The organism is Arenibacter hampyeongensis, from assembly GCF_002909255.1.
Classification (GTDB): Bacteria; Bacteroidota; Bacteroidia; order Flavobacteriales; family Flavobacteriaceae; genus Arenibacter; species Arenibacter hampyeongensis.
This window is the reverse complement of the sequence record NZ_PIOB01000001.1, coordinates 424307-447615: the sequence shown is the minus strand read 5'-3', so window position 1 is coordinate 447615 and position 23309 is coordinate 424307. Positions and strand designations below refer to the sequence as shown.

Sequence of the window (23309 nt, the reverse complement as noted above, 5' to 3'; positions counted from 1 at the left end):
CGCTGAACAGCACTACCATCCATTAATGATTTTCAACGAAGACTCAAGGGTAAAAATACCTTCCATATTGCATCTTATTCGATTGGGATACAATTACCTATCCTTGGCGAATAATCAGTGGGACGTATCAACGAACATCTTTACCGATATTTTTGAGAAAAGTGTTCAGCGGTTGAATCCTGAATTAGATCCGGATACCGTTTCTAGATTTTATACAGAAGTTTCGCTTTGTCTTGAAAACGAGGATTTGGGCAAGGCTTTCTACGAAAAACTTACAGAACAGTCGGGTATCAAACTAATCGATTTTGAAAATTTCAACAACAACGACCTGCATGTCGTTACCGAACTTACCTATAAAAAAGATGATGAAGAGTTTCGACCGGATGTTATTCTATTGATCAATGGCATGCCGCTGGTCTTTATCGAGGTGAAAAAACCGAATAATCGAGATGGAATTGTTGCGGAACATAAACGTATTCAAACCCGATTTCAGAATACCAAATTCAGAAAGTTTGTGAACATTACCCAAATGATGGTGTTTTCAAACAATATGGAATATGATGACAGTTCCCCGATGCCTATAGAGGGAGCTTTCTATGCGACTTCTTCCTATGAAAAACCAGTATTCAATTATTTTCGGGAGGAAGAAAACTTTGAATTGGAAAAACTACTATCAAACATTTCCGAAGCAACCGAATTGGCTGTTTTGAAGGACAACAATTTAGTAGGTATAAGAAATTCCGAAGAATTCATTACCAACAAAAAACCCGATACGCCAACAAACAAAATTCTCACTTCTCTGTTCCAACCAGAGAGGTTGAAGTTCATCTTGCAATATGCATTTGCCTACGTCAAGGAAAAAAACGGTCTGCAAAAACACCTCATGCGGTATCCGCAGCTCTTTGCTACAAAGGCTATCGAACAGAAACTTGATAATGGTATAAATAGAGGGATTATTTGGCATACCCAAGGAAGCGGAAAAACGGCCTTGACTTTTTACAATGTCAAATACTTGACCCATTATTACCTGAAAAAAGGGGTTGTTCCCAAGTTTTATTTCATTGTCGATAGGCTCGATCTGTTGATTCAGGCGGGTCGAGAGTTTAAGAGCCGAGGTTTGGTCGTACATAACATAAACTCACGGGAGGAATTTTCAAGGGATATCAAATCCACCAGCGTTATCCATAACAATTCCGGTAAGGCCGAGATCACGGTGGTCAACATCCAAAAATTTAAGGACGACCACGATGTGGTTAAAAATACCGACTATAAACTGAACATTCAGCGGGTTTTCTTTTTGGATGAAGTACATAGAAGTTACAATCCCAAGGGAAGTTTTTTGGCCAATTTACAACAAGCAGATCCCAATTCGGTAAAAATCGGATTGACCGGAACGCCACTATTGGGGTCCGACTATAATTCGAAATCCCTATTTGGCGGTTACATCCACAAATATTATTATAACGCTTCCATTGCCGACGGCTATACGCTGAGATTGATTCGAGAGGAAATCGAAACGAGTTACAAACTCACTTTACAGCAAGCCTTGGAAGAAATCGAAATCCTGAAAGGGAATGCGGATAAAAAGACGGTATATGCCCACCATAAATTCGTAGAACCGATGCTCGACTATATCGTTTCTGATTTTGAAAAGGCAAGGGTAGCCATGGGCGACAATACCATTGGGGGTATGGTGGTCTGCGATTCGGCGGACCAGGCCAAAAAGATGTACGAAATATTTCAATACAAATATGCTCAAAGCGAAAGCACTCCGTTATTGATGGTGGCAGAGCCGAATAGCAGCTATGGAGAAAACAAGAAAAAAGGGAGCAAGGTTACCTCCGCAGCGGTCATTCTACACGATATAGGAACCAAACAAGACCGAAAGGATTTTGTGGATGATTTTAAAGAAGGCAAAATAGATCTGCTCTTTGTGTTCAACATGCTGTTGACTGGTTTTGATGCCAAACGACTTAAAAAATTGTATATAGGGCGGGTAATCAAAGCGCATAACTTACTGCAGACACTGACACGTGTCAATAGAACCTATAAGGATTTCAAGTACGGCTATGTAGTCGATTTTGCCGACATACAAAAGGAATTCGATAAGACTAATCGGGATTACTTCAATGAACTACAGTCCGAATTGGGCGATGAGTTGGAACACTACACTAATATCTTCAAATCCGAAGAAGAGATTGCCACTGAAATTAATGAAATTAAAGAGGTGCTTTTTCATTTCGATACGAAGAATGCCGAAGTTTTTTCGCAGCAGATTACGCAGATTAAAGACCGTGGGGTAATGTTAAAGATTACCAGAGCTTTGAACAACGCCAAAAGTCTGTATAACTTGATTCGACTTTCAGGTAACTACGAGTTATTGGAAAAACTGGATTTTAAGCTGTTGACCGTGCTTTCCCGTGAAGCCAATAACCATTTGGCCCTGATAAATACCAAAGAGGCCTTGGAAAGTAACGTCGATACTACAAATCTTTTGAATGTGGCTTTGGAGGATGTTCTATTTGCCTTTGTTAAAGTCAAGGAGGAGGAAATGGTATTGGCGGATGAATTGAAAAACATCCTACAACGAACAAGGGAAGCATTAGGCGGCAATTTCGACCAAAAAGATCCATTTTTCATTTCCCTGAAGGAAGAATTAGAACGTCTCTTCAAAAAGAAAAACCTGAGCGAAGTGACCAAAGCTGAAATGGAAAACAACATCAAGGAACTCCAGAAAATATACGATAGAGCACGTGAGCTGGAACGCAAAAACCAACTATTGCGCGCCAAATACCAAAATGACGAAAAATACGCCCGCCTGCACAAACGCCTTATGGAGAAAGACCCGCTAACGGATAGCGAATTGAAGCTCTTCGAGGCCTTGAACGCATTAAAGGGCGAAGTGGACAACCAGATTGTCAAAAACTCAAAAATATTGGATAACGAAAGCTTTGTAGAGCGTATGACCATGCGGTTGGTATTGGAACAATTAAAAAATGAACACCACATTCCGTTGGATATGGCCAACGCAAAACGAATCAACGCAATGATCGTACGTGAATATATGAACGAATATAATGGTAGGGTAGCATGACGGCAGTAGTAACATTTGAAACAAAAACGAAAAAACTCATCGACGACCTTAAAAGTGTATGCGCCAATTATGGCTTGGGAAACGATGGTAATGAGTTTAAGATCATTACACAGGTTTTCCTGTACAAGTTTTTGAACGACAAGTTCGTATACGAGGCAAAAAAGAAAGATAAAGAAGTGGCGAAGGCCGATGATTGGGAAGCTACCTTAAGGGCAAAATCAGATGAGGACTACGAAATGCTCATGGCACTATTGCCGGAAAGTACGGCACGGATGCGGCCGGAACACTTTATTCCTCATCTGTTCAGAGGGCAAGACAAGCCCAAGTTCGCCGAAACCTTTGATAATACCCTATTGGACATTGCCAAAGAAAACAGTAATATTTTCTCCGTAATTACCGAAGGTGGCGAAAAAATAGTGCTGTTCGAAAACATCAGCAAATATGTGACCGACAAACGCGACGAATTCTGCAAGGCAATCATCAACAAACTCATCAATTTTAGTTTTGAGCATATTTTTGAGGAGAAGTTCGATTTTTATGCGACGATTTTCGAATACCTGATCAAAGATTACAACACCAATAGCGGCGGAAAATATGCGGAATACTTTACGCCCCATGCCGTATCAAAAATTATGGCGCGCTGTTTAGTCCAAGGAGAGGTAGAAGATGCCACCTGCTATGATCCGTCGGCGGGCAGCGGCACCCTGCTCATGAATCTCGCCCACCAAATTGGGGAGCAAAACTGTACCATTTACTCCCAAGATATTTCACAAAAATCATCGGGACTTTTACGCCTGAATTTGATACTAAACGATTTGGTACACTCCATTCCCAATATCGTCAAGGGCAATACCATTTTAGAACCCTATCATAAAGACGATTTAGGCCGGTTGGAAAAGTTTGATTACATCGTCTCCAACCCGCCGTTTAAACTCGATTTTTCCGATTACAGCGAAGATTTGGATACCAAGGAAAACCACGAACGCTTTTTTGCGGGCATTCCCAACATACCGGCCAAGAAAAAAGAAGCTATGGCGATTTACTTGTTGTTTATTCAGCACATCATGTATTCGCTAAAAGATAAAGGCAAGGCGGCCATTGTAGTACCCACGGGTTTTATTACCGCCCAGAGCGGTATCGACAAAAAAATACGCCAAAAACTGGTCAAGGAAAAAATGTTGGCCGGTGTGGTCAGTATGCCCAGCAATATTTTCGCTACTACCGGCACCAATGTCTCCATTTTGTTTTTGGACAAGGAAAATAAAGAGGATGTTGTCTTGATCGATGCCTCTAACCTGGGTACTAAGGTCAAGGAAGGTAAAAACCAAAAAACTGTCTTATCGGAAGAAGAGGAAGATTTGATAATCAATACGTTTAATGCCAAAGAAGCAGTTGATGATTTTTCGGTGGTGGTCGGTTATGATGATATTAAGGCAAAAAATCTATCGCTGAGTGCAGGGCAGTATTTTGAGGTTAAGATCGAGTATGTTGATGTTTCTAAAGAGGAGTTTAAGGAGAAAATGAACAGTTTTTCTTATAAGCTCGATATGCTATTTGAAAAAAGTGGGCATTTGGAAAGGCAAATCAAGGAAAATTTGAAGACATTCAGATATGAATAAAGTTTTGAGGGTGTCTGACATTGCATTTTTGAATAAGGAAACCTATAAGAAAGGTAGTTTTCCAAGGTTCATTAAATATCTAGATACAGGTAATCTGACTAAAAATAAAATCGATTCTTTCCAAATCTTAGATACTGCTAAAGATAAAATACCCAGTAGAGCGCAAAGAAAGACTAAAAGAGATACTATTTTATATTCTACCGTTCGACCTAATCAAGAGCATTACGGTTACATTGAAAAGGAAATTGACGGCTTAGTAGTATCGACAGGTTTTACAACTATCGATGTTTTTGACAAAAGTATCAGTCCCAAATATTTGTACTATCTCTTAACTCAAAACAGCATAACAGAGTATTTACAAATCTTAGGCACTAGTGGCGTATCTGCATATCCCTCTATTTCCCCATATGATATTGGCAATCTAAAATTTAAATTCCCCTCGAAAAAAAATCAGGATAGAATTGTTAGGGTTCTTTCCGACTTAGACACCAAAATAGAACTCAATAACAAAATCAATACAGAGCTAGAGGCGATGGCCAAGTTGATTTATGACTATTGGTTTGTGCAGTTTGATTTTCCCTTCGACTTCGCTCAAGGCAAGCCCAGAGAAAATGGCAAGCCTTATAAATCGTCTGGTGGGAAGATGGAATTTAATGCCGAGTTGAAAAGGGAGATTCCGGTGGGTTGGGAAGATGGTTTTTTTGGAGATTTAGGAGAAATAGTGACTGGAGGAACTCCATCAACAAAAAATAGAGATTACTTTACCGAAGATGGAATCGCTTGGATTAGCCCAAAAGATTTATCAATTAGTAAAAACAAATACATCGACAAAGGTGCAACGGATATAACGGAATTGGGACTTAATAATAGTTCAGCTAAGCTGATGCCTGAAAATTCAATTTTACTTACAACTCGTGCTCCTATTGGATACATAGGCGTATCTCTTAATGAAGTATGCACAAATCAAGGGTTCAAGTCCATTGTGCCATTTGACAGGTTTGGTGTGGAATACGTTTACTATACGGTAAAGTTTAATGTTCCACATCTTCAAAAAATAGGTGTTGGCTCAACATTTAAAGAAATATCAAAAGAAGTTTTTTCAAATGTAAAAACGGTAATCCCAGACAAGAAAGTACTTGAATTATTCATCTCAAAAATCAATCCACTATCAGAAAGAATAAAAATTGCTGAAAAGGAAAACAAAGAACTATCCAAACTAAGAGATTGGCTATTGCCCATGTTGATGAATGGGCAGGTTACGGTGGGTACTACTTATAAAAATGAAGAAGAGCAGTTAAGGGTTGCGGCGGAGCCTGAAATCGTTTATGAAAAAGAACAAACGGCGATTGATACCCTATTCGAAACTCTTAATTGGGATTATGAAGTAGCCGCTATACAAGTATTGACCCAACGGCGTTTTGGTTTTACCTACGGTAAAAAATACACCCACAAAATGTTCAGCAATATCGAATTGCTGAATACCATGCCAAAATTCAAGGAATTGGCCTTTAAAGAAAAAGGCTGGGGCATGTTCTCCAAAGCCATTGCCAAAACAATAGATACCCAAAAATTCATCTATTTTCATCGCTTAGACCATGGCGCAGAAGTACTAAAAGTAAGACCCAACGCCACAAAAGAAATTATGACTTGGATGGGAGCACCTGAAAATAAAGATTTTGTTACTCAGGTAAATCAAATGCTCGACCTCTACGAAAAACCCCTTATCAATAGGGATATGGATCGCATAGAATTGCTAAACACAGTTCTTGAATGTATGAAAGTTATAGAAACTGATAATTTACAAGCCATCCGTGATAAAATGGCAATGTGGAAAATGGAGGAAGAATATAACAAGACTAAGGCTGAAAAATTTTCGGAGAATGAGACGTTGCATATGATTGGGTTTGTTAAACCATATATCAAGAATTAAATTAAGATGAGCGAAAATAGTAATCCAACATACACTACTAGATATATTCTTTTGTTGATAATTTCAATGGCTCTTTTGCTTCTTTTTGCATACCCCGTTAGTAACCTTTTCACAAAAATTGGAAGTCATATTAATTATGAATCTATCGGTTTTTGGATTGGCTACGGAACTGTCTGTTTAGTGGCTATTGTTTTCTTGATTATTGCGATTAGGAGAGAATATATTCCTCACAAGAACCTAACCTACGTAATTTGTATTGTACTTTGTTTTTACTTATTTCTGCGACTTGATGGAGTTGATGAAATAGCATTATTACCATTGAACAAGCTTCTAAAATATTTTGATATCTTAATTCCTATAGGCGTACTCTATACCATACTTTTAAGTCTTACCCTATTCAAAAAAAGCAGGCAGAAAAGCTTACCTTTCTTTTTAGAGGATAACCTCTATGAAGAAGGAGAAATAGCCAATGAGAAAATTCTTCAAAAATTAATAATCAGTTTAAAAGATTTTTGGCCTAGCTCTGCCTTTTCGGTTGGAATCAATGCTGTTTGGGGTTATGGGAAAAGCACATTCTTAAGACGTTTTAAGGCCGAATATGAGAAAAAAGAACCAAAAGCCGTGGTTTTTTGGTATAGGGTATGGAAAAACAAAGGAGTAAATGCGATTATTGAAAACTTCTTTCACGAACTGGGTACAGCTTTAAGGCCGTTATCAGGGGAACTCGATACAGAATTTAAGGGCTATGTTGATGCGATATTAAAACTGCCACATCATGAGTTGGGAAAAGCATTGGCTTTGGGAGGGGAAATGATTACCGGTAACAAGTCCCTTGAGGAACACTATAACTCGATTAATAGAATTTTAAAAAAAATAGATAGACAAATTATTGTCCTTTTAGATGACCTTGATCGACTTGAAGGGGAGGAGATTTTAAATACCATGAAATTGATGCGTACCCTGTCCGATTTCAATAACATTATATTTATAGCCGGTTATGACAGACAATATGTAATAGAAAGTATTTCCAAACCGAAAGATAATTATATCGATAAAGTTTTTAATGTGGAAATCAATTTGTTACCATTTGATGAAAACTTTATTCTTCAAGAATTGTTGGTGGAAATAGAAAAAATATCTTCTCAACAAGCTAATAGTGAATTTGATACTAGCCTAATAAATTCATTTAAAGAATTGTTCGATAATCGCCAATTCGTGATTAACATTGAAGGTTTGGTGTCAACGCCGTGCACTCAAAAATCATTATCATATTCGGACTTTTTAGAAACTCCAAGGGATGTTAAACGATTTGTAAATGAATTTAAATTTAATATTGGTTTTTTAGATTCTCTTACTGATGTTAATTTATCCCAGTATATACTTCTTAGGCTTTTAACCTATAAATTCAGATACGTTCAAGATTTAGTTCTAAATAGAATGGAAACATTCTTCTCCAAAGGAAAGATAGACTCGGTTAATAATAAAATAGTAATAGGAACTGGGTTCTATAATGACATATGGCTGTATAAATGGAAGCCATTAGATGGCTCTGAAAGCTATAATCCAAAAGAACAAGAAATACTGCGTTCAATGCTTGAAAACTTAGGAAAATTAGGAGACTTCGAAGTCATAAATTCAGTTCTATGTCAATTATTCGGAGAAAAAGGGATAGAGTTTTATACGGATAATCCTACTAGTATTTCCAAAATTTACTACACAGATCTTTATCTGAGAAATAATATTGCCGCAGGTAATATTACACTTTCTGAAATTCAAAAAGCATTTGAAACTAGCAAACTTTATGAATTGGTGGATAAGATAGGTACTAGCCCCGATTATAAAGAGTTTTCGATTCAGAATGAGTTAAAATATTTTGCTTTCAGAGCTAAACCCCAAACTCGTGAACAATTTGAAGATTTAGTGCTATCCTTAAACATTTTCATGTCAGATGGAACTCACTCTGATGATGAAAAAGTTTTGGCAATTCTTAAGAACGGTGTCGAAACTTTTTATCCTAATCAGGGAAAAGATTTTATTGAATTTTTGAGTAATGTTTTGAGCATTAGTTCCATCGGATATCTTGACAGATTGTTAAGTAGTATAAACCATAATTTGAAAAGAAAGGAAGTAGGGGAAAACTATCCTGGTGGTTATACCAAGTATAATAATAACTTCTTTTCAGATGAGTTAAAATCATTACTTCTTCACAAACTTAAGGTCTTAATCAATAAAAAAGCCGAAACGAATGAGATTTTGGAGGCATATCATTTAATTACAGAAAAAATTACTCCCCAGCAATCAATAATAAGACCTTTTGAAGCAAATAATTTGTTAAGGAAAGAAATAGTGGAGGACTTCTTAAAGTACTACGATACACCTCTTTTTCAGATGATTTCGGATAAGGCAGATAAGCGAGAAGCAGAATTTAGAGGTTATAAACCCAATGATTTTTTGAAACAAATCTTCGCTTCTGAAGGTTCTTATAACAAACTAATTGAACAAATTAACAATCCCGAAGCTTTTAACGATTTTGAAAAAGATGGAATGAACAACTTGGTAGCTTTTTTAAAGATTATGCTTACGAAGACTCAAGGCAATGAAAAAGATAAAATTGTAAATACAATTAAAACTTTAGAAAAATATGTTGAAAAGGGTTATAAGAGCCTTAATCAAAAAGAGTTTCAAGAAGTTTGGGGACAAAACAATTATAAACAATGACCTTCCACGAAACAATCTTAAAAAAACTATTGGAATATCGGGAAGCGAATCCTGATTTTAAATTTCTAACTCGCCAACGTTCCGGTGCGGGTAAACGTTTTGAAAGTGGGCATTGGTTTCAAGGCAATGATGATTATGCCTTTGTAGGGCTTATAAATGCAAGTGGGGGAAGCAATAGAACCAGAAGCGTTGGCATTTCCATTAATCCCACAGCAAAAAGCTATAGTTGTTATTTGGAGATTGTGTTTAATGAAGAAAAAGACAAAGAACTTATATCTTGTTACGAGGCCTTGGCTAAAAAAATCCCCGGAATTAAATCTGTTGGAGACACTAAATATAATGCTCGCATTGGGGATTTGACTGATAATGATTTTTCACAGTTATATACTTTCCTGGATAAGAACTACGAACTCCTTTTAAATGAATTTAAAAAACGGGGTAAGCAGTCGGTTCTTGTAAGTGATAAGAAATTTGAACAAATGCTTCTGAAAATTAACGAATATAGATATGCCAATACACCAAATAAAAATCAAACTACTATGGAAAATAAAGCTCTTAACATTATTCTCTATGGGCCTCCGGGTACCGGAAAGACATATAGGCTAAAGAATGAGTATTTTGAAAGGTTTACGATAAGCGAATCATCACTTACCAAAGAACAATATATCATCAATCTAGTTTCTGAATTAACTTGGTGGCAAACATTTGCAATTGCATTGTATGATTCTGGCAAAACATCGGTAAATAATTTGCTGCAACATGAGATTGTTATGGCGAAAGAAAGTATGTCCAAAGCAAAAAATATCAGACCTATCGCTTGGAGTCGAATGCAGGCACATACAGTAATGGATTGTCCTAATGTGAATGTTACAGATAGAAATGAACCCATGCTATTCGTTAAGGAAAGTGATTCGGAGTGGCGAATAATTCCAGAACTAGTAGAAGAATTATATCCTGAAGGAATTGAACTTTTAAAAAAAGTAAAAAGCTTTCAAACAAATAAGGATGAGCCCATAAAAAATTATGAGTTAGTTACTTTTCATCAATCGTTTAGCTACGAAGATTTTGTAGAGGGCATAAAGCCTAGATTGGACGAAGGAAATACAAAATTGGAATATGAAATTACAGATGGTGTCTTTAAAAAACTATGCCAAAGGGCCGAAAACGATATAGAAAATTACTACGCTATATTTATCGACGAAATCAACCGAGGTAATGTTTCCGCTATATTTGGCGAACTTATAACGTTAATTGAGGAAGACAAGAGAATTGGTAATCCTCAAGAACTAAGAACCAAACTTCCCTATTCAAAGATTGAATTTGGTGTGCCACCAAATATCTCTATCATTGGCACGATGAACACGGCGGATAGAAGTGTAGAAGCTTTGGACACTGCCCTAAGAAGACGATTTGTCTTTGAAGAGGTTATGCCCAAACCACATTTGTTGGAAAAGATTACATATGAGGGCTTTAATCTTCGGGAAGTATTAGAGACGATAAACGGGCGTATTGAAGCATTGTTAGATAGAGATCATAAAATTGGGCATTCGTACTTTATTAAATTGGAAAGCGGCGATAAAAAGGGACTTTCACATGTCTTTAAGAATAACATAATCCCTTTATTACAAGAGTATTTTTACAACGACTATGAAAAAATTGCTTTGGTACTTGGCGAGGGTTTTGTAACAGAAAAAGCTGCCGAGAAAATTAAATTCGCAAAATTTAAAAACATAGAAATACCTGAAACCAATACGGTTTACGAGTTACTCACTCAGATTGAAAATATTGAAGTTGCTGTTGGTTTATTGCTGAATAGACCTAATGACTAAACCGAAAAACGTACTTCAGGTTTTTGAACATGGCAAGCTACAAGTTGGTCGGGAATATAATGATATTCTTTTCGAAGAAAAGCACCTAAATGCCTTAGCTAAATTAAACCAACTGCACAACAAAGAATATTTTACACTACTACATAAAGGCATAAAATTCTCTCAATACGTAGGTGTAATTCAAATTGATGGCCTTACCATTGAAATTTTACCAAAAATTGACGGTGGTTCAGACGACGAATTGCTTTGGCAAAAAGTATTGATTAATATGCTTAGGGCTACTAGAGGTTTAAAAGTCAATAAGGTGGGTCAAGCCAAAGTCAGCAAGCAGCAAATTCATTTGTTGGATATTTATTTTGAATGGTTTCTGAACGAAACACAACTATTAATACGACAAGGTCTTATAAAACAGTACCGCACTAAGAAAGGAAATGTAAAAGCGCTAAAAGGGAAATTGGAATTTGCAACACATCTAAATCGTAATCTGATTCACAAAGAAAGGTTCTATACCGCACATCAAGTGTATGATTATGACCATCAAATCCATCAAATTTTATCACTAGCACTTGGCATTATCAGCCAATTTTCATCAGGAACTTATTTGTATTCCAAATGCAAAAAAGTTCAAGCTGATTTTCCTGATGTCTCTTATATTTCTTCTAATGCCCATACGTTCGATAGACTGGTCAGCAACAGAAAAACCAAACCTTACGAGACAGCTCTCGTAATTGCTAGGTTAATCATTTTAAATTTTGCCCCGAATATCTCAAGCGGAAAGGAAAAGATGTTGGCCCTACTTTTCGATATGAACAGTTTGTGGGAAGAATATATATTGGCAAAATTAAAAGTCGTTCCAACTAACGGTCTTATTATAAAAGGGCAAAATTCCAAACCTTTTTGGAATGGCATTAAGATTAGACCCGATATTGTTCTTCACAAGAACGGCCAAACTTATGTGATAGATACAAAATGGAAGAATATCGGTAACAGTAAGCCTTCGACCAACGATTTGCGACAAATGTATGTATATAACAAATATTGGGATTCGTTTAAAGCTTTGTTGCTCTATCCCTCATTGGAAACTGAAAAGCCAGATTTTATATCCTTCAATGGAGAAAAACAAAAGTGTGCTATTGGAAGATTGAATATTTTAGAGAATGGCGTTTTAAAAGAGAATTGTGGAACCGAAATATTAGAATGGTTTTAAATAAAACATAGCGAATCGAGGTAGTACTTAATGAATTACTAAAGACGATGTGGCAATCTATTGCAAATCAAAATTGTATTAAGTAGTGAAATCAAAGAAAATCAAAATTAAAAAAGCACGCCGAAAGCACGCCGATAAATAAAAAAGACAGCTACAAAACTATGTAACTGTCTGATTTCTAAGTGGTCCCACCTGGGCTCGAACCAGGGACCACCTGATTATGAGTCAGGTGCTCTAACCAACTGAGCTATAGGACCATTTCCTTTTTGCTTCCGTTTTCAAATACGCTTATCTGAAAAAGCATTCGGGAACCGCAAATTGCGGATGCAATATTACTACTTATTTTTCAACACTGCAAACAAAATTACAAGCTTAATTGGACTTAAGTAACCCCTGACCCAACAAATATCATTCCTCTCCACTTTGGCGAGTTGCCGAGGTATCTTCCTGGCAAAGCTCTATCAACACCCCATTGGTACCCTTGGGGTGTAAAAAGGCTACCAGTTTGTTGTCTGCACCCTTTTTTGGAGTTGTGTTTAAAACCGTAAATCCCGCCCTGGTTAAACGATCAATTTCAGCTTCTATATCATCTACTGCAAAGGCAATATGGTGCACACCCTCCCCCCTTTTCTGTAAAAATTTTGCTATAGTACTATTGTCATCAGTCGCTTGTAACAGTTCGATCTTATTGGGACCAGCCTTAAAAAAGGACGTTTTCACTCCTTCAGAAGCCACCTCTTCAATTTTATAGTGTGGCACTCCCAATAATTTTTCAAACAAAGCATTGGAGGCCTCCAGATCATGTACTGCTATTCCCAAATGTTCAATTTTGTTCATTTTTACCATATTTAGCCCATAACTATTTACTTGGGTCTGGTTTGTTTTTGCCCCCTCCACATCAATTAATTGGATTTCCTAAAGGACTTATCGACCTATTCTTTCAAAAATACTACATTCCTCATAATCTAAAGCTAATCCGGTCCCAATCATAGAATCTATATAAATATATCGTATTTTTGCCCTATGGAAACACAACGACAGAAGAAAATAGGCGGGGTAATACAAAAAGATATCGCGGATATTTTACAACGTGCGGCAACCGATGGTGGACTAAGAGGTACGCTTCTTTCGGTATCCAAAGTGTCGGTCACCTCTGACCTTTCCATTGCCAAAATATATGTGAGCATTTTTCCAGCTACCAAAGGCAAGGAATTAATGGAAGGAATTAAATCCAATCAGCCCATGATTAAGCACGAACTGGCTCAACGAACTAGGCATCAGTTAAGAAGGGTTCCTGAACTTTTATTCTTTTTGGATGATTCCTTGGAGTATATAGACGGTATTGAAAAATCGCTTAAGGGCGAAGAAAACCCGGTTAAGAATCCAGATCTGTTGGAGAAAAGGAAAAAATCATAGGATTGAACTTCCCTTTATACATAGCAAAGCGGTACCTACGTTCCAAGAGTAGCCAAAATGCCGTAAACATTATAAATTTTATTACTTTTCTGGTGATCGTTATTGGATCGGCAGCATTATTTATTGTGCTCTCCGGTTTCGCAGGACTAAAAACATTTAGTCTTTCCTATACCAATATGGTAGACCCGGATCTAAAGGCTTTACCGTTAAATGGTAAATTTTTTAGCGTTTCGGAATCCCAGAACAACAAAATTCAGCAACTACAGGGGGTTGTTGCCTATTCCAAGGAAATTGAGGAAAAGGTCTACCTGACACACGATCAAAAAGCCCATATTGCCTATATAAAAGGAATAGATTCAACCTTTATAAAAACCACCCCAATTGATAGTAGCCTGTATTTTTACGGAGATTGGGCCATTAACGGATTGCAAGGGATTGCCGGCCAAGGCATTGTTAATCTTTTGGGATTGAGTATCAACAATTTTAGGAGTCCGTTGATTATTCGTGTCCCCAAACCAGGTAAGGGACTACTGGGACAGCGCTTATTAAAGGACAGCTATAATGAAACTTCCCTTATCATCAGTGGCATATATCAAATTGAAGAGGAGTTGGATCGAAAATATATTTTTGCAGATCTGCCATTGGTCCAGGCTTTACTGGAAAAAGATAGTACCCAGATATCGGGCATAAACTTTAAATTGACCAAAGACGCCGATAATTCTGATCTGAGACAACAAATCGAAGCTATTTTTTCTGGTCAAATAGTGCTAAAGGACCGCAGGGAATTGAATAGTACCCTTCACCGGATGTTAAATACGGAGAACCTAGCGACCTATCTTATCTTCACCCTAGTACTTATCATAGCCCTATTCAATGTGGTTGGTGCCATCATCATGATGATCCTGGACAAACAGCAGAATTCCAAAACCTTGTATAATTTGGGCGCTACCATAAGGGCACTTCGAAAAATTTACTTTGTACAAGGCATATTGGTAACTGGCCTGGGAGGCCTAATCGGCGTGTTTTTGGGTTCTTTGCTAATATGGTCCCAATTGGTCTTTGGATGGTTAAAAATAACGCCTAGCCTGTCCTATCCCGTGGAATACAGTTTGATCAACGTAATTGTAGTATTGGCCACTATTATTGTATTGGGGATAATTGCTTCCCTAATTGCCAGTAGTAGAATTAATAAAAAATTAATAGCGCATTAACCTACAAATTCGAAATCCCCGAACTTTTCCATTACCTCATCAAAAGCTTCAAACACATCTACCGAATGATCACTTGTGACCATTTTCATACGGTACTCCTTAAAATTGGGAATTCCCTTGAAATAGTTGGTATAATGCCTACGGGTTTCAAAAACTCCCAATTGCTCACCTTTCCAATCAATGGCCATTTGTAAATGCCTACGGGCAGCCTGTACGCGCTCCTCCATGGTAGGCGGGTCGGCATGTGTCCCAGTTCTAAAATAATGCTTTACCTCTTTAAAGAACCAGGGATACCCAATACTGGCACGTCCTATCATGGCACCATCCAATCCATATTCATCCCTCATTTTCATGGCCATTTCAGGAGTATCCACGTCACCATTACCAAAAATCGGAATATGCATGCGCTGGTTGTTCTTTACCTCAGCAATAGGCCTCCAATCGGCTTCTCCCTTGTACATTTGTACCCGGGTTCTCCCGTGAATGGATAGGGCCTTGCAGCCAACATCCTGTAAGCGTTCCGCTACCTCAACTATTTTAATGGAATCGGAATCCCAACCCAAACGGGTCTTTACGGTAACTGGCAATTTCGTATGCTCTACCATGGCCTTGGTCAAGGACACCATTAAGTCTATATTCTTCAGAATTCCCGCCCCAGCTCCTTTGCATACCACTTTTTTTACCGGACATCCAAAATTGATATCTATAATATCCGGACCAGACTTTTCCACAATCTCCACAGATTGTAGCATGGAGTCCAGATTGGCCCCAAAAATTTGTATCCCCACCGGACGCTCCTTTTCATAAATATCCAATTTCATGACACTCTTGGCAGCATCGCGAATAAGGCCTTCCGAAGAAATAAATTCGGTATACACCACATCTGCTCCCTGTTCCTTGCACAAGGCGCGGAAGGGTGGATCACTAACATCTTCCATTGGTGCAAGCAACAACGGGAAATCCGGTAATTGAATGTCTCCTATTTTAGGCACAGTATATATCCTTTAAATTTTGGGACTGCAAAATTACTGAAAAATTATATAATCCTAAATTTCAGGGGATAAGAATAAATTAAATCCCTAATTATTCCTAAAATGACTTCTTGCCTTCCAGTCTTTTCTGCTCCGCTGGGGCGGTATCCCTATGGTTATCCTGCAACCTGTAGTTGCCGAATTTATATCGCAATCCCAAAGAAATACTCCTACTTTCCGGTTTGGAGAAAAAACCATTGTCCTGATTTAGGTAAGAAGATTTTAAGGGAATATTGGTTGTATTAAAAATATCGTTGATTGCAAGGGTAACATAAAAGCGTTTTTTACTGAACGCCTTTCTAAAACTGAGATCGGCAGTAAACTGGTTCTTATAGCCAAAAGATCCTACTATATAGTTGGATAAATACAGCAGCGAAAGGTCCGAAACAAAACTACTGTCTTCGGAAAGGGTAAACTGATTGTAGACTTGCCCCAAATAACCAAGAGTATTGTTCTTTTGAAGAATTCCCCCGCTCTGTTGGGCTAAAAAGGAATTTTCCAAATAATATCCGGACATATAGGTGCTTATATACCACCAATCCTTAAGGTAATCGAAATAAATAAAATCCGCACTATATTGAAAATTCTCCTCGATATTAAATTCCGTGGTATTTAAGGTTTTATTGGTATTGTCCTGGAAAATGAGTTGTTCAATGGCATTATCCATATGCTGATAATACAAGGAAAAAATATACTTGCCCCTTAAGGTATAATCAAGGGTAAGTTTATTTTCTATTGCGGGTCCAAGCATTGGGTTGCCCGTGTTGTACTGCTGTTCATTTAAAAAATAGCGATATGGATTTAGGCTTTGATACCTTGGCCGCTCAATGGCCCTCTTATAACTAAGCCCAAATATGTGCTCCTCTCCACTACTATGCTGGAGGCTGAAACTTGGAAAAAGTTCAAAGTAACTATCTACATTGAGCTTTCCCAAAGTCAGGGAATTGGCTTTTACATCTATATATTCCCCTCTTAATCCCAACACCAAACTCCATGGATCCCAATCTTGGGCAAGATTGGTGTAAGCCGCATAAATCTCCTCATCGTAATGAAATTTATCATCGGTGGTGGATGGCGGTAAATCCGGGCCATTAAAAACAATACTACTATTACTTCTTATGGAGGAGTACTTGATTCCCAAATCGGTTTGACTATGACCCAATGAAGATGAAAAATCTATTTGTCCCGTAGCAATATTGTTTCGTTGTTGGGAAAAGGAATTAAAGCTGTTACTGTCGTTTAATGTTTGGTCGCCATTGTAGTAATCCGAATTTAGATCTTGGTATAGTTCATCATCAAAATAAAGATAATTACCAATAAATTTTAAATTGGAACCTTTATTGCCCAGGTCCATGCCGTAATCCACATTTAGAGCAATATTACTGTTGTCATTTTTTAGATTACTAGATGTATTGGAATAGGATTCCAGTACCAAAGCTTGATCAAAATCCTTGGTCTGTACTAGATTATTGTTCGCCTTATTGGGGGAATACAAAATGTTTGCCGCCAAACCCAATTGTTGATCCCCGGCCAATTTAAAATCCATTATGGTATTAAGTGAGTGGGCATTGGATTTCGCTGTACTTCCAAATGTGGTTTCCCTTCTAACCCCCCTGAGATTTCCATTAAAAAAATTTATATAGCTCTCATCCATTTTGTCCGTCTTTTTAGGATTAAATCCATAGTTGGCGAACAAATTAATGGTCTCCGTCTTATAATAATGACTGCTGCTCAGCTCATATTTCGGATAAATGGCCTGCGTAATTTTACCGTTAAGTTCGCCCTTATACCCAATGGACAAATTCTTTGAAGCCAAGATATTTAGAACTGCACCTCCCTCGGCATCATACTTGGCGGATGGATTGGTTATTACTTCAATGGAACTAATATTTTCCCCTGCATAATTCTCCAACAAATCCTTTAGTTCCTCATTGGAGAGATACACCCTTCTATTATTTATATATATAAGGGTTGGTGAATTTTTGATGGAGATTTGATTACCTACTATGATCACTCCTGGGGTTTTGGTTATTATGGAATACGCACTTTCTTGTGATAGGTTGGTATTGGCAACATTAAAAACAAGTCGGTCTGATTTACGTTCCATTGTGGGTCTTTTATAAAGTACTTCCACTTCATCCAATTCGTTGATGCGCTCCTTTATGATTATAGATCCTATATTTATATCGTCCTTAATATCCACCGCTATTAGATCTGAAAGGTTCCCAATATAACTTGCTCTAATAAAGTAGGTATTGGATGGTATATTCTGTAAATGGAACGCCCCGTTTTCATCGGCAGAGGTACCCATTATAGTCGTTGAATCCGAAACTTGTAAAAGTAAAATGCTCGAATAGGGAATGGACTGGTTTAGCTCATTCCTGACTTTTCCCTTTATTTCAAAGTTTTGTCCCAGTGCGGCTAGCGGACTTATTAGTAAGCAAAAAAGAAGAAACTTATACTTTCGCAAGGGGTAGATAATTGTAGTCCAGTTATAATTACAAATTTAAGTCTTATTTAAGGATGTATCGATGAAATGCATAAAAAAACGATAATCGGCAAGCTCGACCCTTTCCATGTAAGTTTTAAATCCCGTTAGGGCAGAAGATTATACCTTTCATAGCCCGGTATCCACGTGGCTTTAATTATATATCTTAGAGTCGATCCCGTTCATCCGTTTCCTTGGATTTATAATTGTCCCTTATCTTCATATTTCCAAAATTATACCTAAATCCAACGGAAAATATTCTGCCGTTCGGCCTGTAAATCGATATATTATCCTGGTTGCCGTATTTACGGGTATTTTTTAGTTTAAACTGCTTAAAAATATCGGTCAAACCCATAGTAATGGTTCCCTTTTTACCCCAAATATTCTTTTTTAGGGAAATCCCCCATTCATTGTAGTACTCCTGTCTGGAATTCCCAATAACGATCGGAGAAACATAGGTATAGTTGAGGCTGGCCGTTAGAGATCGGTCTTCCAACATGGTAACATTATTGTTGAATTGTAACAAAAGGGTCCAAAGTCCTTGGTCCAAGGTTTGCTGTGATAGAATATCGGTAAAACGCTCCGTACCATAATAATAGGAAGAAAGGAAATAGGTGTCCCAGGAATTGGATATCTCCTTTCTATAAATAAAATCCAGTCCATAGGCCAATTCCCTATCAGTATTATCCGTAATAAATCTGAGAAGTTTACTTTCATTGTCTTGAAAGGTCAACAATCTCATGATATTCCTATGATATCTATAAAAAAGTTCAAAGGTGTAATCCCTGTTATAGGTATAGGAGAGGATCACCGAATTCTTAAAGGATGGCTGCAGGTTTACATTGCCCTCCACCACAGAATTATTACTTTGAAAAACTTGAAAAGGATTGATCTTATTGTAACTGGGCCTAATGATACTTCTTTTGTAGCTGGCCCCGAATCTATGTTTTCTATTTGGGTTAAATTGAAGAAATAAGGTTGGAAACAATTCCAAATAATGATTTTTAATCTTGTCCACACTATTACTGAAATCCCCTTGGGTTTCGGTATACTCGGCCCTTATTCCAGATTTTATTGTCCAATTGTTCCAATTGGCATCAAAGCTGGCGTAGCCGGCAAAAATTTCTTCATCGTAAAAGAATGTACCATCCTCGGTTGGTTCTATACCTTCCTGGTCCCGGTCAAAACCCTCCTGGGCAATATAACTTTCAGAATCTATAAGTGCATATTTTATACCAGATTCAAAATTGGCATTTTCTCCTATGGGCGACGAATAATCTGCTTGAACACTAAATAATTTGGTCTGCTGCTGATTAAAGGTGCTAAAGTCGTTCTCTCCTATCGTGGACCCGTTCCCGTCGTAAAAATCGGTTTCCAACGCCTGATTTTTATCATAATCGTAGTAGGTGAAATGTGCATTAACCCCCAACTTGGACCCTATATCATTGAATTTGTGTACATAATCCAAATAAAATGCCACGTTGATCGATTCAAACTTGGCATCGTTCAAAGTTAAAAAACCAGAGGTATTGCCATTATTGGCATTCTGTATTTTTGTATCGGAAAAATCTCTGGTCAAATAAGATGGAGTAAAGGTGCCCATGGAAGAAAAACTGAGGGTATTTTTGTCGTCTAGAGCATAATCCAAAAAAGCACTGGTATTGTGTTTCTTGCTTCTGTAGATAACCTCCAAATCGGAAGTCCAGGTATCCGTTATTTGGGCATCTTCAATAAAATTGGTGATATCCGTATAATTCGTTAATATCTTGTTCTGGGTATAACTGTAATTAAAAGAGGTCTCCAAACGCCTTCCTTTAAAATAGTGACTGGTACCTAGCATTTGACGCGGAAATACACCCTGACTATATCTGTTATATAAGGCACCATTATACCCGGCAATTAAATTCTTTTTCATTTTTATATTGATCAAGGTCCCGCCCTCGGCATCATATTTTGCTGGTGGTGTAGTAATGACCTCAATAGATTGCACTCCTTTGGCGGAGGTTCCACTTAGAAGATTTAATACGTCTTCCGGAGGAAGGTTCACTTTCTTGTCGTTGATCATTATAAGGACCCCACCTTCACCCTTTACGGTAATCTCATTATTCTTTACAAATACGGTCGGAGTACTTTTTAGAACATCCCATAAATCGGAATCGGAAAGCGCAGTATTTTCTATGTTAAACACCAAACGATCTACCTTTTGTTCCAAGGTCGGTTTTTTTGACACTACAACCACCTCATTCAATTCCTGCCCTGTGACGTCTATAAAAAGTGGCCCTACGTCCAAATCGGAATTAACATCCACCAATTTATAGCCGGATTGGTTCCCTATATAACTAGCTTGAATTAAGTATTGGTTGCGGATTACATTATCGAAATAAAAAAAACCACTTTCGTCAGAAGCGGTACCCTTGACAAAACTGGAATCCGACACTTTATAAAGTAGTATATTCGCAAAGGCAACCTCTGTGCCGTCGGTTTGCTTAACTTGGCCTGAAACCTTGTATTCTTGCCCCATGACAGGGATGCATAATAGTAGTAGGAATGGGGCTAAAACCTTTAACATTGTCACAAACAGTGGCATATTCGTTATAAAAATTTTTAAAGTTAACTTTTTATTAACGACCCACAATGTTTTCTCCAAAATTTGTAGTAAAAATCTACCAACTGGGAATTAGACGCTAGAAATCCCCTTTTGTTGTCTACCAAATTAAATCCCCGTTGATGCATATAATCGACACCGGAGATTTTTACTCTAAAAATCATGGATAAAGCCTATCTTTGCAGTTGCTTTGGTTAGCAATGATGGTTCATTGAAGCGCAAATCAAAGAAAATGGGAAACTGAATTGCCTTATGCATCAATTAAATTTGTCCAGGGAATTACAGTCCAAGTAAATACAGCATAAATGAAAAACATAAGGAATTTCTGCATTATTGCACATATTGATCATGGTAAAAGTACTTTGGCCGATAGGTTATTGGAATTTACAGGTTCGGTGACCGATCGGGAAAAGCAAGATCAACTATTGGACAGCATGGATCTTGAAAGGGAACGTGGTATTACCATTAAGAGCCACGCAATCCAAATGGATTATGAGTATAATGGCGAAAAATATGTACTTAATCTTATAGATACTCCGGGACACGTGGATTTTTCCTATGAAGTATCACGGTCCATAGCCGCTTGCGAAGGAGCTTTATTGATCGTAGATGCAGCACAGAGCATACAGGCACAGACCATCTCCAACCTTTATTTGGCCTTGGAAAATGATTTGGAAATAATTCCTATTTTAAATAAGGTGGACCTGCCGAGTGCCAACCCGGAAGAGGTTACCGATGATATAGTTGATCTCTTAGGTTGTAAGGCAGAGGACGTTATCCCTGCAAGTGCTAAAACTGGTTTGGGCATTCAGGAAATTTTAACCGCCATTATAGAGCGTATTCCTGCGCCCAAAGGTAATCTTGATGAATCCTTGCAAGCCTTGGTATTCGATTCTGTTTATAATCCTTTCAGAGGGGTAGAAACCTATTTTAGGGTTATTAACGGAGAAATAAAAAAAGGACAAAAAATTAAATTTGTTGCTACAGACAAAAACTATTACGCCGATGAGGTAGGTACCCTAAAATTGGTACAACACCCTAAACAAAGTATAAAAGCCGGAGATGTTGGCTATCTTATAACCGGGATTAAAGATGCGCGGGAGGTAAAAGTAGGCGATACCATTACGGATGCCGCCAGCCCAACCAAAAATCCTATTGGAGGCTTTGAAGATGTTAAGCCAATGGTATTTGCAGGTATATACCCAGTAGATACCGAAGATTACGAAGAACTTCGTTCTTCCATGGAAAAATTGCAGCTAAATGATGCTTCTTTGGTATTTACCCCAGAAAGTAGTGCTGCTCTTGGATTTGGATTTCGTTGTGGATTCCTAGGGATGCTACATATGGAGATCATCCAAGAACGCTTGGAACGCGAATTTGATATGACGGTAATTACAACCGTACCCAACGTAAGTTACCATGCCTTTACCCGAAAGAATCCGGATGTGCCCATTATTGTTAACAATCCATCGGATTTACCCGACCCCTCTACTCTAGATCACGTAGAGGAACCGTACATCAAGGCCACAATTATTACAAAAGCCGATTTTGTGGGGAACGTTATGTCCTTATGTATAGATAAAAGAGGGCAGATTACGAATCAAACTTATTTAACCACAGAAAGGGTTGAATTAAATTTTGATATGCCACTGGCAGAAATTGTATTCGACTTTTACGATAGGTTAAAAACAGTATCCAAAGGATACGCCTCTTTTGATTATACCCCAATAGGTCTACGTACCTCCAAACTGGTAAGGGTAGACATACTTCTGAATGCGCAACCGGTAGATGCTCTGTCCGCATTGATACATGCCGACAACGCCGCCAATATTGGAAAGAAAATGTGCGAAAAGCTTCGGGAACTTATACCAAGGCAACAATTTGATATTCCTATCCAAGCTGCTATTGGAGCCAAGATAATATCCAGGGAAACCATAAAAGCGTTGAGAAAGGATGTAACTGCCAAATGTTATGGTGGTGATATCTCAAGAAAGAGAAAATTGTTGGAAAAACAAAAGAAAGGTAAAAAACGTATGCGCCAAGTTGGAAATGTAGAAATACCCCAGCAGGCATTTATGGCTGTACTTAAACTGAACGACTAGAACACGTTTCTATAATGCATATTAACCTTGGTTAAGATGGTATTAGAACCTCTTTTCCT

At 37.8% G+C, this 23309-nt stretch carries 13 protein-coding genes and 1 tRNA gene; 9 read left to right on the top strand and 5 right to left on the bottom strand.

What is annotated here, in order from left to right; translation table 11 throughout:
• The first annotated feature begins 25 nt into the window (after positions 1-25).
• From CWD91_RS01815 to CWD91_RS01790, 6 genes are read left to right on the top strand one after another with little or no spacing between them, the layout of a single operon-like run.
• Positions 26-3094: a type I restriction endonuclease subunit R gene (locus CWD91_RS01815; RefSeq protein ID WP_103439233.1), complete on the top strand. Its 3069-nt coding sequence runs from the start codon at positions 26-28 to the stop codon at positions 3092-3094.
• A complete protein-coding gene (locus CWD91_RS01810; protein WP_103439232.1) occupies positions 3091-4713 on the top strand; it encodes an HsdM family class I SAM-dependent methyltransferase in 1623 nt (540 codons plus the stop codon). Before CWD91_RS01815 ends, CWD91_RS01810 begins: the two co-directional genes overlap by 4 nt.
• Positions 4706-6643 (top strand): restriction endonuclease subunit S, encoded by a 1938-nt coding sequence (locus CWD91_RS01805; protein WP_103439231.1) that lies wholly within the window; start codon positions 4706-4708, stop codon positions 6641-6643. Before CWD91_RS01810 ends, CWD91_RS01805 begins: the two co-directional genes overlap by 8 nt.
• A gap of 6 nt (positions 6644-6649) precedes the next feature.
• Positions 6650-9361, top strand: a complete 2712-nt coding sequence (locus CWD91_RS01800) for a P-loop NTPase fold protein (RefSeq protein ID WP_103439230.1) — start codon at positions 6650-6652, stop codon at positions 9359-9361.
• Positions 9358-11190, top strand: coding sequence for an AAA family ATPase (locus CWD91_RS01795; RefSeq protein ID WP_103439229.1), 1833 nt, complete (start codon positions 9358-9360; stop codon positions 11188-11190). Before CWD91_RS01800 ends, CWD91_RS01795 begins: the two co-directional genes overlap by 4 nt.
• On the top strand, positions 11183-12397 hold the full coding sequence (locus CWD91_RS01790) for an McrC family protein (RefSeq protein WP_103439228.1): 1215 nt from the start codon (positions 11183-11185) through the stop codon (positions 12395-12397). The genes CWD91_RS01795 and CWD91_RS01790 overlap by 8 nt, the downstream gene beginning before the upstream one ends.
• Before the next feature lie 183 nt (positions 12398-12580).
• On the opposite strand, the gene CWD91_RS01785 is transcribed toward CWD91_RS01790, so the two are convergent.
• Together CWD91_RS01785 and mce are read right to left on the bottom strand one after the other, a co-directional pair.
• Positions 12581-12654, bottom strand: a tRNA-Ile gene (locus tag CWD91_RS01785).
• 151 nt (positions 12655-12805) lie between these two features.
• Entirely contained in the window at positions 12806-13234 is a 429-nt protein-coding gene (gene mce / locus CWD91_RS01780) for a methylmalonyl-CoA epimerase (protein ID WP_103439857.1), read from the bottom strand.
• A 186-nt stretch (positions 13235-13420) separates the two neighbouring features.
• Here mce and rbfA point away from each other — a divergent pair, with 186 nt between their 5' ends.
• A complete protein-coding gene (gene rbfA / locus CWD91_RS01775) occupies positions 13421-13813 on the top strand; it encodes a 30S ribosome-binding factor RbfA (RefSeq protein WP_103439227.1) in 393 nt (130 codons plus the stop codon).
• A gap of 2 nt (positions 13814-13815) precedes the next feature.
• A complete protein-coding gene (locus tag CWD91_RS01770; protein ID WP_103439226.1) occupies positions 13816-15024 on the top strand; it encodes an ABC transporter permease in 1209 nt (402 codons plus the stop codon).
• Here the strand turns inward: CWD91_RS01770 and dusB are convergent.
• The 3 genes from dusB to CWD91_RS01755 all read right to left on the bottom strand — a co-directional run bounded on the left by dusB (position 15021) and on the right by CWD91_RS01755 (position 21064).
• On the bottom strand, positions 15021-16016 hold the full coding sequence (gene dusB / locus CWD91_RS01765; RefSeq protein WP_103439225.1) for a tRNA dihydrouridine synthase DusB: 996 nt from the start codon (positions 16014-16016) through the stop codon (positions 15021-15023). The two genes, CWD91_RS01770 and dusB, sit on opposite strands and share 4 nt — an antisense overlap.
• Positions 16017-16113: 97 nt before the next feature.
• On the bottom strand, positions 16114-18525 hold the full coding sequence (locus CWD91_RS01760; protein WP_103439224.1) for an outer membrane beta-barrel family protein: 2412 nt from the start codon (positions 18523-18525) through the stop codon (positions 16114-16116).
• A gap of 184 nt (positions 18526-18709) precedes the next feature.
• Positions 18710-21064, bottom strand: coding sequence for an outer membrane beta-barrel family protein (locus CWD91_RS01755; protein ID WP_192877619.1), 2355 nt, complete (start codon positions 21062-21064; stop codon positions 18710-18712).
• 389 nt (positions 21065-21453) lie between these two features.
• Here CWD91_RS01755 and lepA point away from each other — a divergent pair, with 389 nt between their 5' ends.
• Positions 21454-23250 carry a translation elongation factor 4 gene (gene lepA / locus CWD91_RS01750; RefSeq protein ID WP_103439222.1) on the top strand — a complete coding sequence of 599 codons (1797 nt, stop codon included), beginning with the start codon at positions 21454-21456 and terminating at the stop codon, positions 23248-23250.
• Positions 23251-23309: the final 59 nt, after the last annotated feature.

Bases quoted from the DNA above. Each gene is read 5' to 3' on its own strand.
- CWD91_RS01790 (WP_103439228.1), top strand. From the start codon at position 11,183: ATGACTAAACCGAAAAACGTACTTCAGGTTTTTGAACATGGCAAGCTA.
- CWD91_RS01755 (WP_192877619.1), bottom strand. From the start codon at position 21,064: ATGGGGCAAGAATACAAGGTTTCAGGCCAAGTTAAGCAAACCGACGGC.
- CWD91_RS01800 (WP_103439230.1), top strand. From the start codon at position 6,650: ATGAGCGAAAATAGTAATCCAACATACACTACTAGATATATTCTTTTG.
- lepA (WP_103439222.1), top strand. From the start codon at position 21,454: ATGAAAAACATAAGGAATTTCTGCATTATTGCACATATTGATCATGGT.
- rbfA (WP_103439227.1), top strand. From the start codon at position 13,421: ATGGAAACACAACGACAGAAGAAAATAGGCGGGGTAATACAAAAAGAT.
- CWD91_RS01805 (WP_103439231.1), top strand. From the start codon at position 4,706: ATGAATAAAGTTTTGAGGGTGTCTGACATTGCATTTTTGAATAAGGAA.
- mce (WP_103439857.1), bottom strand. From the start codon at position 13,234: ATGAACAAAATTGAACATTTGGGAATAGCAGTACATGATCTGGAGGCC.
- CWD91_RS01810 (WP_103439232.1), top strand. From the start codon at position 3,091: ATGACGGCAGTAGTAACATTTGAAACAAAAACGAAAAAACTCATCGAC.
- CWD91_RS01795 (WP_103439229.1), top strand. From the start codon at position 9,358: ATGACCTTCCACGAAACAATCTTAAAAAAACTATTGGAATATCGGGAA.
- CWD91_RS01815 (WP_103439233.1), top strand. From the start codon at position 26: ATGATTTTCAACGAAGACTCAAGGGTAAAAATACCTTCCATATTGCAT.